Consider the following 15,699-nt stretch of genomic DNA (forward strand, 5'->3'; position numbering starts at 1 on the left):
TTCTTCATCCATCTAAAAATTAAAGGGTGTTACGTTTGAACTCTAATAAAAACGCATCGATTAAAATCAACACAACGCCAATATTAATCGCCACATCAGCTATATTAAAAATCGGGAAATGCCACGCATTGCCATAGTGCACATGCAAGAAGTCAATCACATAGCCCAAGCGTACCCGATCAATCAAATTGCCCAAAGCGCCCGCCAGCACCAATGACAAGCCCAACGCCAATAATTTGGCTTGTTGGGGTATTTTGCGTAGATACGCCATGATACCAAAGGAAACAGCCAGTGCCAAGCCGCTAAATAGCCATTTTTGCCAGCCGCCTTTATCTGCCAAAAAACTAAACGCCGCGCCATGGTTGTGGGCAAGGGTAAAGTTAAAAATCGGCTCAATAATCGCCGTGGTTTGGTGCAGCTGGTAGTTGTGCTCAAAGTACAACTTGGTGAGTTGGTCGACAATTATTGCCAAAACCGCAATACCATACCACATCATGGCTTTATTGCCGTTGATGGGTAGGGTAGTGGATGAATGAGTGGCAGCAGTCGTTGCCTGGGTGTTAGGCATAATGACGCACCTCGCCTTGACCTTCGACATTCTCGACGCAGCGACCACAGATTTCTGGATGGGCAGGATTGATGCCGATGTCCTCGCGAATGTGCCAACAGCGGATACATTTTTCACCCGTGGCAGGCTTGACCACTACCGCAACTTGGCTGTCTTCGTCGCTATAGGTCACATCGCTTGGTTGGTTGGTTAATGCCGCTACATTGGCTTGGCTTGAAATCAACACAAATTTGAGTTCATCGCCTAATCGATTGAGTGACACCATGGTAGTATCTGGTGCATACACGGTGACATTGGCCGATAAATTGGCGTTAATCACTTTATCGGTGCGCGCAATTTCATAGGCTTTGTTGACGGTTTCTTTGACATTCAAAATCGCTTGCCAATCCGACTCGCTCACGTCATCCAATACCACTGGTGGGAATTCATACCACTCTTCGGTAAAGATATAGCCATTACCATTGCTTGTATGGGGACCTTTTAAGATTTCCCACGCTTCTTGTGCGGTGAATGACAAAATCGGTGCAATCCAGCGCAGTAACGCATGGGCAATATGATAAATCGCGGTTTGTGCTGAGCGGCGCGCTTTACCATTGGCTTTGGTGGTGTATTGACGGTCTTTGATGATGTCTAAATAAAAACCGCCCAAATCTTGTGAACAAAAACCCACCACCGCTTGACACACTTGGTGAAAATCCATGTTGGTATAAGATTGGCGAATGTCAGCTTGTACTGCTTCAGCGCGTTTTAAAATGTACTTATCAAGGCTGACCAAATTGCTAGCATCCACCATGTCGGTGGCTGGGTCAAAGTCGTCTGTATTCGCCAGTAAAAAACGAATGGTGTTACGAATACGGCGATACATATCCGTGGTGCGCGCAAAGCCTTCAGTCGATACCGCCATCTCGTAACGGTAATCACTTGAGCCGACCCATAGACGCACGATATCAATACCATATTTATTGGCAAGTTCTTGCGGCTCAAAGCCTTTGGTATTGCCTTTGGATTTTGATAATTTATAGCCTTTGGCATCTACAGTAAACCCGTGCGTCAACACTTGCTTGTACGGTGGACGACCATAAATCGCTTCACTCACCAAAAGCGACGATTGGAACCAACCCCGATGTTGGTCAGAGCCTTCAAGGTATAAATCCGCAGGATTGGCTAAGTCAGGACGATTGGCAAGCACGGCAAAATTGGTCGACCCTGAGTCAAACCACACGTCTAGCGTATCGGTCGATTTTTGGTACTCTTTAGCATCATCTCCAATAAAGTCTTCAGCCGCGGCATCAAACCACGCTTCCACACCACCTTGCTCAATCACTTGCGCGACTTTTTCCATCAGCTCAGCCGTATTTGGGTGCAAATCGCCCGTGTCTTTGTGGATGAAAAAGGCAATCGGCACGCCCCAAGTACGTTGGCGGCTGATACACCAATCTGGGCGACCATGCATCATCGATTCGATACGATTTTGTCCCCAACTGGGTGTCCATACCACTTTTGGAATATCGGTCAACGCCTGTTCACGCAGACCTTGGCTTTCCATGTTGATAAACCATTGTGGCGTTGAACGGAAAATAATCGGCGTTTTGTGTCGCCAGCAATGCGGATAGCTGTGAGTAATCACGTCATGCTTGAGCAAATGCCCACTGGTTTTGAGCGTTTCGATAATTTTTGGTTGGGCTTTATAAATATGCTCGCCGACAAAAACTTTGGCTTCAGGCAAATACACGCCATTACCTGCGACTGGGTTTTCGGTAGGCAAGTGAAATTTTTGTCCGACCATATAGTCATCGACGCCGTGCGCGGGCGCAGTGTGTACCAAACCCGTACCGCTATCTGCCGTCACGTGGTCGCCTGTAATGATTGGCACTTGGCGCTCGGCAATCAGTGGATGCTGGGCTTTAAGTACAGTTAATGCATCGCCTTTCACGGTCGCCAACACACTGTATTCTTTGGCGTTAAACACACTCATTAAATGCGCAACTAAATTATAAGCGACAATCAAATGGCTGATTCTCGGCTGTGGTTTTTCGCCTGCCATTTGATAAAACAAGCGCTCGCCCAAACCGTTGTCAGCGGTTTTTTGATAAGTTGCGCCAATTTTTTCTAACGCTTTAGCCGAACGCTGATTATCGGGGGCAACATGAAACCAAATCGTTTCTCGCTGCGGTTGGGCGTGACTTAGCATCGCCGATTTAATTTCAGCATTTGCCCCTGATCCCCAATACTCACGGGTCAAAAAGGTATAGCCAATTGCAATCGAATTTTCTTCAATATTATCATCGTAAAAACGGGTTGTGCCAATAATGTTATTGGTTTTTTTATCGACAATCGCAAAGGCTTTTTGCTCAAGGGCTTTTTTGAAATACGGCTCAAATACGGTAGGTTCGTGGCGTTTTTCCGGCAACATTTCCCAAATCAAAGGGTCAGATGCACTTGCCTGTAAAGCGGTTTTATCGTCTTTGGTTAAACGGCGAAGTAAATAATTGGGCGTATCAAGGGTAGTAGGAATAGCAAAGGCTTGTTTATTAAACGTGACTTTTACCACGGAGTACTCTAGCTCAGAGCTTGCGGTAATCGCCTGATTGGCAGGCAACGTCCAAGGCGTGGTGGTCCAAATCACCGCCTGCAAAGCGCCATCAACCGCTTTAGTCGCCGCTAATGCCTCACGGTTGACGACATCAAAACCGACATAAATCGCATCGGATTTTTTATCTTCATATTCCACTTCCGCTTCTGCGAGTGCCGAACCACAATCCAAGCACCAATTCACCGGCTTCATACCGCGAGTGATATGACCGTTTTTGTAGATTTCTGCCAATGCACGGACGGTATCAGCTTCTTGCTTGAAGTTCATGGTCAGATAAGGATTTTCCCAGTCACCCAGTACGCCCAAGCGTTTAAAGTCGACCATTTGCAAGTCAATTTGGCTTTTGGCATAGTCACGGCAAGCGCCGCGAAATTCGGTTGACGTCACGATGGCACCGTTTTTGCTTTTGTCTTTATGGGGTTGACCCACTTTACCGATAATGCCTTCCACTTTTTGCTCAATCGGCAATCCATGACAATCCCAACCCGGCACATACGGCGCGTCATAACCGTCAAGCGTCTTGTATTTGACAATCATGTCTTTAAGCACTTTATTCACCACGTGACCCAAGTGAATCTGACCGTTGGCATAGGGTGGGCCATCATGCAATACATACTTTTCACGACCTTGACGAGCGCGACGAATTTGGGCATACACATCGTCGGCAAACCATTGTTCTAGCCATTTAGGTTCGCGTTTGGCAAGGTCGCCACGCATGGGAAATACGGTATCGGCAAGGTTTAGGGTGTCTTTATAGTCGATTGACTGATTGTCAGTGTTGTCGGTCATGTAACTCTCGGTATTCTATAAAAAGTGCAAAAGGTAAAAAATTGATAACAGGGTATTATATGTTAAAATTGGCAGATTGACAAAGCGTGGTTTGGCTTATCTCATGCTTGATTTTGGTAAGTTTGTCATAAAAAAATCTCACTCACCAAGTAGCTATAAACGCTAAAGATAGTTGCTGAAGAATACAATTTTCCGCCAGCCTGCAAGGGTTGCCCTACCTACTGTTAATGGCAAATGGCAGCGCAGGGTATAAGGAAGTGTATGTAAGTTATTTTTAACCCTACCGACTCAGTGAATTTGGCTAGCTCGGGTAAGCCTAATATGTTGCTTGGCGGCAGCATGGTGGAGACTGACACGCCAAAGTCATTAAGGGATTGATTTCGCAAAAGCTTGCTGCTCGCGCCAGTCAAGTAAATCCACCACGTCTTGGGCAATGCCTTGTTTTAATGCGTCAAGCCCAGCATAATTTTTTTCCCCATGTAAAAAATGCAAAAACGTTACCGTCAGTTCTCTGCCGTACAAATCCCCGTCAAACTTTGGAAAATTGACTTCCAGTCGCCATTCTACCCCATACTTATTTTTTAGTGCAGGGCGAGTACCCACATTGCAAGCGCCAAACAAACTGCCTGGGGTGAGTCCTTGCACGCCTGTCTGACTATTTTTCCCCAGTGTTGATAAATCCGTGCCATCGGTAGCGGTCACCGATACCGCAAAAATCCCATGCAGGGCAGGCTTGATGCGGTTTAGGGCAATATTGGCGGTGGGAAAATCAAGTGTGCGACCGATTTTATCGCCATGTTCCACCATGCCAGTAATCGCATAATCTCGCCCTAGCAGATGCTTTGCGGTTGCCAAGTCCCCTTGTTGCAAACAGTCTCGAATGCGGGTTGAGCTGACACGCTCATCTTGATGCGCATGGTCGGTCACGGTATGTAAAATTTGTACAGGCAAGCCAAACGCACGCAAAAACTCACTATCGCCAGTACGGTCATGCCCAAAGCGAAAATCATCGCCCAATACCAAATGCTTTACGTTTAATTCGACCAACATTTTGGCAAAATCGTGTGCCGATAAATTCCGAAAGTCATTATCAAAATTTGCCACAATCAAGCTATCAATACGATGTTCAGCAATCAATTGGGTTTTTTCTGCCAAATTGGTGAGCCTTGCAGGGGCGGTTTGCGGGCTAAAAAACTCACGCGGCTGTGGTTCAAATATCATCACCATGCTGGCAAGTTGCTGACATTTTGCCAAAGATTTGGCTTTATCCAGCATCGCTTGGTGACCCAAATGTACCCCATCAAAATTACCAATCGTCAGTACCGAATCAGGTAATAGGGTTGGATTTTTTAGCCAGTCAGATAAGTCAATCACGTTCATAGGCATCGCAAACTATCAATTTTATGAAATCGCTTATTATAAAGTAAAAATGTTGTTAACATACGCGCTAATAAGATTTTTCGGCAAATTTTAGCCGCATTTTTAGTTCAATTTTGGAGTCGCTATGTCTGCAGCGCATCACAACCTTAGTATTCGCCTAGCTGCGATTGATGATTTACCGCGCATCGTTGAAATTTATAACCAAAGTATCGCAGGTAAGCAAGCCACAGCGGATTTACAGCCTGTGAGCGTGGCAGATAGGCAAGCGTGGTTTGACGCTCATACAGGCAATCGTCCGTTGGTGGTTGCCCAAACTCGCTCCGAAAATAGCTTAGGTGAAATCATCGGTTGGGGCAGTTTATCTGATTTATACGCGCGTCCTGCCTATCATATCAGTACTGAAATCAGTATCTATGTGGCACAGGAAGCCAAGGGGCAAGGCGTGGGCAAGGCGTTGGTCAATTATCTAATCGAAGTTGCGCCAAGTTGTGGGGTACAGCAAATTGTTGCGCTGATTTTTGCCCATAATACACCAAGCCTTGCGATGTTTGGTAAGCTAGGATTTGAGCCATGGGGCAAGTTTAAGCAAGTTTGTGATATGAACGGATTTATTGCTGATGTGGTGATTTTGGGAAAAAGTGTAGCTTAGATAAACAAGGCGCATGTTGAGCCTTGTTTGTGTTACAAAATTATTGTTACTAGCAGACGATTACGTATTATTAGGATATTGCGTTGTCATTGGCTGCGCTATTATCATCAGATTGCAGTGAGAGCTCCAGCTCGCTTTCCTCGGTTTTATTGGCCGATTTACTCTCTAGCTTAATAAGTAGGCGTAAATCGTTGGGTGAATCAGCGTGTTGGATGGCATCGCGGTAAGTGATGTCGCCATTTTCATACAAATCAAACAACGCTTGGTCAAAGGTTTGCATCCCAATTTCACGGGAACGTTTCATGACAGGCTTAATTTCGTGGATTTCCCCTTTACGGATGTAATCACCAATCAGTTGCGAATTGAGCAAAATTTCAATCGCAGGGCGGCGACCTTTGCCATCAGGGGTAGCAATCAGTTGCTGCGCCACAATGGCTCGAAGGTTCAATGATAAATCCATCAAAATCTGCTCGTGATGTTTTGCTTCAAAGAAGTGAATAATACGCTCAAGCGCTTGGTTGGCATTGGTGGCGTGTAGGGTGGCAAACACCAAGTGTCCTGTTTCAGCATATTGAATGGCATAATCCATGGTTTCGCGGGTACGAATCTCGCCAATCAAAATCACATCAGGTGCTTGACGTAGGGCGTTTTTTAATCCTGCTTCAAATGACTTGGTATCAATGCCAACTTCGCGTTGGGTGATGATACAGCCTTTATGTTCATGCAGGTATTCAATCGGGTCTTCGATAGTAATGATATGACCGCGCGAATTTTCGTTGCGATACCCCATCATAGCTGCCAGTGTGGTGGATTTACCTGTACCTGTCGCGCCGACTAGTAGCACGATGCCGCGTTTTTTCATGGCAATTTCATTCAAAATCGGTGGTAGATTGAGGTGCTCTACCGTTGGGATTTTGGTTTCAATTTTACGTAGCACCATGCCCGCACAGTCTTTTTGGACAAAGGCAGAAACACGAAAGCGGGCGGTTTGGTTTTTGTCAACAATGGCAAACTGGCATTCTAGGGTGTCGTCAAACTCTTTGCTTTGAGCAGGCGTCATCACGCTTTTGACCAGCGTCATTGATTGCTCTGGGGTCAGCGCTGACTTGGTAACTGGCGCGATAGTACCATTGACTTTCATTGATATGGGCGCATCGGCGGTGATAAAAAGGTCGGAGCCGTTTTTTTGTATCATTAGCTGCAGTAATTTATCAAGATCCATAACGCGTCTCTCGCATTGGTTTTATAAGATTGTTTTTATCAAACAGTTATCACATAAAATTTTCAGGTTGTTTGGCATATTGGCGCGCCGATTCTTTGCTAATCACGCCCTTATTGACCAACTCGCGAAGGCTTTGATCGAGTGTGGTCATACCATCGCCTGCACTGGTTTGGATAGCAGAGTACATTTGGGCGACTTTGTTTTCACGAATCAAGTTACGAATCGCAGGCGTACCAATCATAATTTCATGCGCGGCGACACGACCACCCGCTTGGCGTTTGAGTAGCGACTGCGAGATAACCGCTTGCAGCGACTCAGATAACATCGCTCGAATCATGTCTTTTTCGGCGGCGGGGAACACGTCGACCACACGGTCAATGGTTTTGGCAGCAGATGAGGTATGCAATGTCCCAAATACCAAGTGTCCTGTTTCAGCAGCCGTCAATGCCAAGCGGATGGTCTCAAGGTCACGCATCTCACCGACAAGAATAACATCGGGGTCTTCACGTAGGGCAGAGCGCAGCGCAGCATCAAAGCTTAAGGTATCACGGTGGACTTCCCGTTGGTTGATGAGGGATTTTTTTGATTGATGCACAAATTCAATCGGGTCTTCGATGGTTAAGATATGTTCTTTACGGGTTTCATTGATATAGTTAATCATCGCCGCAAGGGTTGTTGACTTACCCGAACCTGTTGGACCTGTGACCAGTACCACGCCGCGTTTGTAGTTAGAGATTTTCTCAAAAATCGGTCCCATACCAAGCTGCTCCATCGTCAATACCTCAGATGGAATAGTACGAAATACCGCACCTGCGCCCCGGTTTTGGTTAAAGGCATTGACACGAAAGCGCGCCACATGGGGAATTTCAAAAGAAAAATCGGTTTCAAAAAACTCTTCATAATCGGCACGTTGTTTGTCGTTCATGATGTCATAAATCAAACTATGCACTTTTTGGTGATCAAGCGGCGGCATATTGATTTTGGTAATTTCACCATCTACCCGAATCATCGGCGGTAAGCCTGCTGAAATGTGTAAGTCAGAGGCTTTATTTTTGAATGCAAAACGCAATAAATCGTCAATCGATAATTCCTTTGCCATGATAGCGAATCCTTAGGTGGGTCAAGAAAATAGAAAAAAACCGCGGGAAAAAAAGATAGTTATACTATAATCATCCGTCCACAAAAAAAACAGAAAAAACTGACTAGGGGTCATAGTTTTTTGTTGATTTTAGCTTATGCTAAACTTAAATTTAAAAATCAGCGGCACCAGTGCGAAAAAACCAAAAACATTATCTTAACTCGCAAATAGTCAGCCAACCCCCTATCAACAGGAAAAGTTAACCATGCAAACATTCGATGAACAACAGCCATTGGCGACAAGCGCAACAGATGCTGAAAACCAAGCCTTGATAGCGCGTTGGCAACAGGTGAAAACTGACGTTGCAAGACTCAATCCAACTGTCAAACTGCTTGCGGTATCCAAAACCAAACCCAACTGGATGATTCGCACCTTAGCGCAGCAAGGTCAGCAAGATTTTGGTGAAAACTATGTGCAAGAAGCGGTGACAAAAATCGCCGCACTCAAAGACGTTACTGCCAACGAGCAGCCATTGGTGTGGCATTATATCGGTCATATCCAGCGTAACAAGACCAAAGAGTTGGCAGCGCATTTTGATTGGGTGCATGGGGTCGATCGCTTAATTATTGCCCAGCGTCTCAATGAGCAAAGGGCTGAACACCACCCACCACTCAATATCTGTATCGAAGTCAATATTGACGATGAAGCCAGTAAATCAGGTTGCCAGCCGGACCAGTTACCCGAATTGGTGACAGAGATTAGCCAATTACCCAACTTGCAATTACGCGGACTGATGATTATCCCCGCCAAAAACTCAACCGCTGCCTTTGTCAAAACCCAGCAATTATTTGAGCAAAACAAGCGATATCATGCGCATCCTGAGCAGTGGGATACTTTGTCAATGGGCATGAGCGGCGATATTGAGCAAGCCATTGCCGCGGGCGCCACCATCGTTCGTATTGGCACCGCCATTTTTGGGGCGAGAGATTAGTGCGAATGACGGGGTAAAAAGACAGCAATTTGACAATTTTTATCATTTTTTACTCAACGATGACGCAGGGTCAGTTACATATTGACCCTGCTTTTTTTACATGACACCAAAATAAATACAGAGTAATAGGCGTTGATTTAACCCAATGGTGTGTTAAATCAACGATTTTCTTACACAATTATTGCTGTATACTTTCTATAGGCTTTCTGTAAGCAAATTAGCTTACATTGTAATATTTTTTAACATTTTATGGAAAAAAGATATCTACATTCAAAAAACTTTATTGGTATGATGGCGTTGTTTTACAGAATGTAACCAGTACAATAGTTATGTAATTTTTATCCGTATATCAACTTTTTAGCATTTAGCAATCAATTGTGATATAGCCCATATACGGATAAAAGTTCTGAACGGATTAAAGCCCTATGAACTTTCTTCAAAAAACTTTATTAACCGCTCTACCTTGTGTCTTGTTAAGCGTAGCCCCAACCGCTGCCAATGCCGACAATGGTATCACAGAATATTTTGGTAGCTTTAACTCAAGCGTTTCTGAAAACCCAGAGGGTGGCTCAAAAGTAGATAGTCTCATTGCAAAAGCCAAAAACTTTATCGGCTTGCCATATCGTTTTGGTGGTACCAGCCCAACGAGTGGTTTTGACTGTAGCGGCTTTATGCAATATGTTTATAAACAAACCGCTAACATCAATCTGCCACGTACCTCAAGCAGCATGGCGCAAGTGGGTGAACGTATTAGCCGTAATGAGTTAAAGCCAGGCGATATGGTGTTTTTCTCTCAAGGTGGTGGTCGTATCTCTCATGTGGGCATGTACATCGGTGAAGGTCGTTTTATTCATTCACCATCAACCGGCAAAAGTATTTCTATTACAAGTTTAGATTCTGGCTATTGGGCAAATAAATTCGTGACAGCACGTCGTGTCTTGGACGCTTAAGTTCAATTGACAACGTCACGATGAATGTTAAACAATCAGGTTAAATCAACCAATCAAGTTAAAATGCTGTAAACTGTAGATTAAGGTAAGCTTAGGCTTACCTTTTTTATTTGGTCGAGGAAATTTTGATAAAAATAGATAAGTCAAGCCTCATTAAAAAAAATTAAACATTTACCCATTGGTTATTAATAAAGTATTAGAATGAAGCAACAATACCTTATATAATCTTTAGGGTAAGTTAAATGCAAACGACTAAAACTAATCAATGACTGACATAACCGGCTTGATTTGTTTAATGCGTAACGCCCTTTTTTAATAGATTTATTGATTTTGCAATAATCCTATGACCCAAACCGCCCTGCCAAGCTTTAAAGAACAATTGCAGCAAACGCTAAAATTTTTTAGCTTTAAACCTTCGCTATATATCAATTCGCCAAGAGTCAACAATACCAATAAATTCATGTTGTTTATTATATTGGCGTTGGTTGAGACATTTTTTCATTTGATTTGGTATGCGACAGTTCTTGTCATCACATTGCCTATAGATATCTTTCCTTTTGCGCACAAGTTCAACCAAATCTTTAATCGCAGCTTGATGATCAATGTTAACTATTTGGGACTGGCGATGATGTTGTTTTGCGGGTATTCGCTATGGGTCATCACCCGCATTCCTGAACAGTCAAGACTTTGGCGGGAGTACCAAATATTTTTTGTAATCATCTATTTGATTTATGAAAATCTTTTTATGGTTTGGATTGGTAACAACAGTGCGCTTGAAGGCGTAATGCTGATTAGTGCCACCGGTCTTGGCATGGTGCTATTAAGATGGCGACTCGTCTGGGTGTCGTTTGTCAGTTGTATTGTTGCGTTATTTATTTTTAATATGAGTAATAGCATGAACTGGTGGCAATTGTTGCCTAGGTTGTATCCAAGCTTAGCAGCGCGTAGTCATTGGCTTTGGGGATTATCTTTTAGCTTTTTGGTAACCGCCAAGGCAACGGTCACACTGTATTGTATTTTGCAGGGCATGAAAGTCATGAGTTTTCAGCGCCGCAAAATTTATGATTTGCTAGAAGCCGATGCACTCACTAATATTGCCAATCGGCGTACCATTTATAGTTTTTTGAGTTATTTATGGCAATGTAAAAGCGATTGGAACACGCTTAGTGTGATTTATATTGATTTGGACAAATTTAAACATATCAATGACAAATATGGTCATGATGCGGGTGATGCGACGTTGATTTGTACCGCGAATACCTTAAAAAACTTCTTACCGACAGGGACGATGTTTGGACGCGTGGGTGGGGAAGAATTTTGCATCATCTTGCCAAATATGGGGATTGAGCAAGCCTACGATATGGCAGAGCAGCTGCGCCAGGCTTTTGAAAAGCAAGTGGTGAGATATGGCATCTTTGATACAGAAATTCAATTTACCGCAAGCTTAGGTATTGCCAGCCTTTATCAAAATCATGGGAGAGATAGCGAGCGTGCGATTGATAATCGCGGTTTTATCGAATATATGCGCGAGTATATGCATAGTTTACCAACCATGCCTGCACTGCCGCCTGCCCTTGAGCGCATTATCAAATTCTCCGATTTGGCAATGCAGCAAGCCAAAGCCAATGGTCGCAACTGTGTGGTCAAAGGTCAATGTTATTTACTGATGACGCAAATCCATCAGCCGTCATAACTCAGTGGTGAGTACCGAGCTTGCAACAAGCGTATCAATCATCGTCGTCGCAAAACTGCCTGCCGGTAATTCAAAATCTAACACCAATGTCTCACCGTCTTGCCAAACCCATTGCAAGTTACGGGGCAACATACGCAGGGAGCGGCGCTGCTGCTTTAAACCAAACTCAATCAGACCTTGACTTAGCTGCTGATAAATGGGATTGTCAGTGATGACTGATAGTTCTAATGCGTTAACCTTACCACTGCTTTTTAACTCACCTGCGCCCCACATCGGTGCAGTCAAATGGATATCACCACTTTGTAGCCTTGATAGCATGGTTTCATCTATATGCTGTGCCACAAAAATACTGTTTGAACCCGCCAAATTCATCACATCACCATCAAGCGGTTGGTTCCAAATGCCCAATGCGATACGTTTTGCCAAGATGGCATTGAATAATTCACTACGCGCTGCCGACAGATACAGACTGATTTTATCTTGGTCAAATTTGCGATGAATTTTTTTGCCCCTAATTGTATGATGGGTGAATAGTTCGATAGCGGCATCAGTATTATTGGCATCTTGCCCAAAGCGCTGCTCGCCAAAATAATTGGGAACACCTTGTGTTTTGATAGTCGCAAGTTGTTGCTCGATGGCGGCTTTCTCACCCACCACATTGCGTAAGGTGATGATAAACTGATTGGCCTGATGAGTACCGCGCCCCAGTTTTTTGTGATGCCAATGCTGTGCCAGTATTTCTAGCGTTTCATCGCTAGCTAATTTGGTCTGGACAAATTGCTCAAAGTTTTGTTCAGGGGCAATTTTTTTTGGCAAGCGAAGACTAAACCACTGCGTCGTCAGCGCATGACGATCTTTGAGCCCCGAATATCCTACATCCTTGAGTGGGATGCCTGCCCATTGTGACAGCAACTTTGCCACAAAATTGGTATTCATACGGGTTTTTTGAATATGAAGCCAAAGATGTTCGCCTGTATGGCTGCATTCAATGCCAAGTTTTTCATGGACAATAAAATCAGTGGGTTGTTGTTTATAAATAGCGGACTCAATCGCAGGGGTATAGGGTGAAGGCAGTTTTGGCATGCTAGGGTTACTTGCAAAAGGTTTATTTTAACAAATGGATGATTGATAAACCATCTCGATTACAGATTCGATTACAGCAGCGCTTTATTATAACCATGCTTTATTGTCTTATGCTAATAGGTTAAAAATATGACGGCAACAACAATGACGTCAAATACGGCTTGAATGCCAAAGTAATAGACAATAAAGTAGTGCTTGCTAAGTTAGGTATGTTGGTTAATTTAGGTGCATTGGGTGGCAAAATCGGTCAGCTGACTTGGCAAAATGTTTAACGCACCCTATGTTTAGGGAATGTGAGCATAAAAAGAGAAAAAACATGAAAAACCCTGATAGCAATATCGATAAAAACGCCGTGCAATTACGCGTTGCCACGCAACAAGACGTCGAAAATTTGGTAACTTTGCTCAATCGCTGTTACCGCTCAGATGAAGGCTGGACCAATGAAGCTGCTTTAATTGGTGGGATTCGTACCACGCACAAGGAAATGACAGCCCTGATAGACAATCCCAACATTTATCTGTTCGTGTTTGAAAATCCGCACGATAGCGATGATTTGCTCGGGTGTATTTCTGTGGATTTCTCACCCATTAATCATCAGCCAGCGGCGTATATTGGCACTTTTGCGGTTCATCCTGCTGTGCAAGGTAGAGGCATTGGCGACACGATGTTGTCTGCGGTAGAAACGTTTGCTATCAGACACGCCCACGCCAAAAACTTAACCCATTTACCTTTAACCCATTTATCCATGTCGATTTTAAGTCATCGACCAGAGCTGTTACGTTATTATCAGCGCCGCGGTTATCTACTGACAGGAGAGAAGATGGCATTTCCAAGAGACGGCAACAATGGCGACCCCAAACGCGATGATGTATTTTTAGAGTTTTTGCAAAAACCCATTCAAGCAAATGAAGCGTCCATCAAATCTAGTAATACAATCGAATAACAATAATCGTCATGCTGAGCAATAAAGTTTTAAGGGTATTTTATATAATGGTTGCAATAATTTTTTACACAATAATTTTAAACAAAAGGAAATCATGATGAAAAGATGTGCCAAAATCTACTCACTAGCGCTAAGTTGCTTGATAGCAGGAACGCTGGCAATGACAGGCTGTCAAACCATAGCGGATAATAACTCAAGGGTCGTGAACCCGACCCAAGCGGTCACCTTACCGTTAGCCGATGCCACGTTGCAAAATTATCGCTGGCAATTGGTCTCGGTGACTGATTTGGCAGGTAAACCCACTAAACTTGAATTATTTAACCAAGCCAAACCACTGTTGGTCGACTTTGATAAAGGTCGTGTCAGCTTTGACAACACCTGCAATCGTATGTGGGGCAATTATAGCCTGACCGATGCCAATGTATTGATAAAAAATATCGTTTCCACACGCATGATGTGTATGCCAGAATCGCGCATGGCATTTGATGCCGCTGCACCATCCACACTAAAAGGGCAATTTAAACTGACCCAAGATAGCAAAGGCACACCGATGTTGACGGTAACCGATAATAGCCAAATCAGTCTATTTAAAGCGATTGCCAAATAATGGTTTTTATCCTCCGTTGCCGTAAAACCACCGACCTCAGGCAATGGATATAAGGCAACTTAAGCAACTATGCTTACACGCTATAATACTTGCATAAATTTTGCTAAAATAACCCCATGAAAACACTCAAGCTACGCATACGAGATAAACATACAGCAAAGCTTAATAAGTTAAGCGGTTCAGTCAATTTCGTATGGAACTACGTCAATGACTTGAGTTACAAACATCTACAAAAAACAGGCAAATTCTTTTCAGCTTATGATTTGAACGAATACACCAAAGGTAGCGGTGAATTACTGGGCTTGCACTCTCAAACCATTCAAGCCATCAATGAAACCCATGCTAAAAGCCGTAAGCAATTCAAAAAGGCTAAACTCAACTGGCGAACCAATAACCCCAATGCCAAGCGTAAATCGCTTGGCTGGCTACCGTTTAAACAATCGGCTATTAAGCATATTGCCACTCACCAAACAGGCAAAAAGGGCTTAAAATCAACCCTGCAACTAAGTCTAGCCAAAGGGCAGAAACTCATCATCGACCTATGGGACAGCTACAACCTATCGCTTTACCAAATCAACACCTGCGAGATTGTGCAAGACAGCCGTAACCGTTGGTATGCGTGTATCACCGTTAAAGACTACCCTAAAACCACTTGTGGAACTGGTAGCGTTGGCATAGATTTGGGCTTAAAAGACAGTGCCACTACCTCAAGCGGTGACAAACTCACCATTAAGCAAACGTTAAAATATGCCAAAGATTTAGCCACCGCCCAACGTGCCAAAAACAAACAGCATGTAAAGGCAATCCATGCCAAAATCAAAAACACACGCCAAGACCTGATACATAAATTCACCACCCAATTAGTCAAGGACAATGCCCTAATCGTGGTTGGTGACGTTAAAACCACCCAGTTTAACAGTAAAAAAGGCAAACTAGCCAAGTCGGTTTACGATGCAGGTTGGTTTGAACTCAAAAGGCAACTGACCTATAAATGCGAGAACGCAGGTTGCCGTTTTGAAATCGTGAATGAACGATACACTACCCAAACTTGCTCGTGCTGTGGCGATATGTCCAGTAGCTTGAGCGGTAGAGCAGGTTTGCGAATAAGAGAATGGACTTGTGTAAAGTGTGACACACGGCATGATAGAGATAT

13 protein-coding genes are annotated in these 15,699 nt (G+C 43.9%); 7 read left to right on the top strand and 6 right to left on the bottom strand.

Features of this window, described 5'->3' with window-relative positions:
* Nucleotides 1-19: 19 nt before the first annotated feature.
* From lspA to ribF, 3 genes are all read right to left on the bottom strand, one after another.
* Entirely contained in the window at nucleotides 20-568 is a 549-nt protein-coding gene (lspA, locus tag RT422_RS07005) for a signal peptidase II (protein ID WP_313421760.1), read from the bottom strand.
* Complete coding sequence (gene ileS, locus RT422_RS07010) at nucleotides 561-3,950, bottom strand: isoleucine--tRNA ligase, N-acetyltransferase domain-containing (RefSeq protein WP_313421761.1); 3,390 nt, start codon at nucleotides 3,948-3,950, stop codon at nucleotides 561-563. The genes lspA and ileS overlap by 8 nt, the downstream gene beginning before the upstream one ends.
* Before the next feature lie 366 nt (nucleotides 3,951-4,316).
* Nucleotides 4,317-5,330, bottom strand: a complete 1,014-nt coding sequence (gene ribF, locus RT422_RS07015) for a riboflavin biosynthesis protein RibF (RefSeq protein ID WP_313421762.1) — start codon at nucleotides 5,328-5,330, stop codon at nucleotides 4,317-4,319.
* A gap of 124 nt (nucleotides 5,331-5,454) precedes the next feature.
* Between ribF and RT422_RS07020 the strand changes: the two genes are divergently transcribed.
* Nucleotides 5,455-5,979: a GNAT family N-acetyltransferase gene (locus RT422_RS07020; protein WP_076776328.1), complete on the top strand. Its 525-nt coding sequence runs from the start codon at nucleotides 5,455-5,457 to the stop codon at nucleotides 5,977-5,979.
* Nucleotides 5,980-6,049: 70 nt separating this feature from the next.
* Here the strand turns inward: RT422_RS07020 and RT422_RS07025 are convergent, their stop codons facing one another.
* Nucleotides 6,050-7,201, bottom strand: a complete 1,152-nt coding sequence (locus RT422_RS07025; RefSeq protein ID WP_099808389.1) for a PilT/PilU family type 4a pilus ATPase — start codon at nucleotides 7,199-7,201, stop codon at nucleotides 6,050-6,052.
* Nucleotides 7,202-7,250: 49 nt separating this feature from the next.
* Nucleotides 7,251-8,300 carry a type IV pilus twitching motility protein PilT gene (locus RT422_RS07030; protein ID WP_050324737.1) on the bottom strand — a complete coding sequence of 350 codons (1,050 nt, stop codon included), beginning with the start codon at nucleotides 8,298-8,300 and terminating at the stop codon, nucleotides 7,251-7,253.
* Nucleotides 8,301-8,544: 244 nt separating this feature from the next.
* Here RT422_RS07030 and RT422_RS07035 point away from each other — a divergent pair, with 244 nt between their 5' ends.
* The 3 genes from RT422_RS07035 to RT422_RS07045 all read left to right on the top strand — a co-directional run bounded on the left by RT422_RS07035 (nucleotide 8,545) and on the right by RT422_RS07045 (nucleotide 11,913).
* The gene (locus RT422_RS07035) at nucleotides 8,545-9,270 is read left to right on the top strand and encodes a YggS family pyridoxal phosphate-dependent enzyme (RefSeq protein WP_050324738.1); all 726 of its coding nucleotides are present in this window, start codon (nucleotides 8,545-8,547) and stop codon (nucleotides 9,268-9,270) included.
* Between the two features lie 425 nt (nucleotides 9,271-9,695).
* Nucleotides 9,696-10,220: a C40 family peptidase gene (locus RT422_RS07040; protein ID WP_007117192.1), complete on the top strand. Its 525-nt coding sequence runs from the start codon at nucleotides 9,696-9,698 to the stop codon at nucleotides 10,218-10,220.
* 343 nt (nucleotides 10,221-10,563) lie between these two features.
* Nucleotides 10,564-11,913 carry a diguanylate cyclase domain-containing protein gene (locus RT422_RS07045; protein WP_313421763.1) on the top strand — a complete coding sequence of 450 codons (1,350 nt, stop codon included), beginning with the start codon at nucleotides 10,564-10,566 and terminating at the stop codon, nucleotides 11,911-11,913.
* Here RT422_RS07045 and truD read toward each other — a convergent pair.
* The gene (truD, locus tag RT422_RS07050) at nucleotides 11,908-12,996 is read right to left on the bottom strand and encodes a tRNA pseudouridine(13) synthase TruD (protein ID WP_312536444.1); all 1,089 of its coding nucleotides are present in this window, start codon (nucleotides 12,994-12,996) and stop codon (nucleotides 11,908-11,910) included. The two genes, RT422_RS07045 and truD, sit on opposite strands and share 6 nt — an antisense overlap.
* A gap of 316 nt (nucleotides 12,997-13,312) precedes the next feature.
* Between truD and RT422_RS07055 the strand changes: the two genes are divergently transcribed.
* The 3 genes from RT422_RS07055 to RT422_RS07065 form a co-directional block, all read left to right on the top strand.
* A complete protein-coding gene (locus tag RT422_RS07055; protein ID WP_313421764.1) occupies nucleotides 13,313-13,939 on the top strand; it encodes a GNAT family N-acetyltransferase in 627 nt (208 codons plus the stop codon).
* A gap of 94 nt (nucleotides 13,940-14,033) precedes the next feature.
* Nucleotides 14,034-14,546, top strand: a complete 513-nt coding sequence (locus RT422_RS07060; protein WP_313421765.1) for an META domain-containing protein — start codon at nucleotides 14,034-14,036, stop codon at nucleotides 14,544-14,546.
* A gap of 116 nt (nucleotides 14,547-14,662) precedes the next feature.
* The coding region (locus RT422_RS07065) for a transposase (RefSeq protein ID WP_313421767.1) at nucleotides 14,663-15,699 on the top strand (1,037 nt) is incomplete at its 3' end.

This window comes from Moraxella sp. CTOTU49803 (assembly GCF_032097965.1).
Classification (GTDB): Bacteria; Pseudomonadota; Gammaproteobacteria; order Pseudomonadales; family Moraxellaceae; genus Faucicola; species Faucicola tetraodonis.

What these genes read in the sequence shown, in the direction of transcription:
- lspA (WP_313421760.1), bottom strand. Translation starts at nt 568, where the DNA reads ATGCCTAACACCCAGGCAACGACTGCTGCCACTCATTCATCCACTACC.
- ileS (WP_313421761.1), bottom strand. Translation starts at nt 3,950, where the DNA reads ATGACCGACAACACTGACAATCAGTCAATCGACTATAAAGACACCCTA.
- ribF (WP_313421762.1), bottom strand. Translation starts at nt 5,330, where the DNA reads ATGAACGTGATTGACTTATCTGACTGGCTAAAAAATCCAACCCTATTA.
- RT422_RS07020 (WP_076776328.1), top strand. Translation starts at nt 5,455, where the DNA reads ATGTCTGCAGCGCATCACAACCTTAGTATTCGCCTAGCTGCGATTGAT.
- RT422_RS07025 (WP_099808389.1), bottom strand. Translation starts at nt 7,201, where the DNA reads ATGGATCTTGATAAATTACTGCAGCTAATGATACAAAAAAACGGCTCC.
- RT422_RS07030 (WP_050324737.1), bottom strand. Translation starts at nt 8,300, where the DNA reads ATGGCAAAGGAATTATCGATTGACGATTTATTGCGTTTTGCATTCAAA.
- RT422_RS07035 (WP_050324738.1), top strand. Translation starts at nt 8,545, where the DNA reads ATGCAAACATTCGATGAACAACAGCCATTGGCGACAAGCGCAACAGAT.
- RT422_RS07040 (WP_007117192.1), top strand. Translation starts at nt 9,696, where the DNA reads ATGAACTTTCTTCAAAAAACTTTATTAACCGCTCTACCTTGTGTCTTG.
- RT422_RS07045 (WP_313421763.1), top strand. Translation starts at nt 10,564, where the DNA reads ATGACCCAAACCGCCCTGCCAAGCTTTAAAGAACAATTGCAGCAAACG.
- truD (WP_312536444.1), bottom strand. Translation starts at nt 12,996, where the DNA reads ATGCCAAAACTGCCTTCACCCTATACCCCTGCGATTGAGTCCGCTATT.
- RT422_RS07055 (WP_313421764.1), top strand. Translation starts at nt 13,313, where the DNA reads ATGAAAAACCCTGATAGCAATATCGATAAAAACGCCGTGCAATTACGC.
- RT422_RS07060 (WP_313421765.1), top strand. Translation starts at nt 14,034, where the DNA reads ATGATGAAAAGATGTGCCAAAATCTACTCACTAGCGCTAAGTTGCTTG.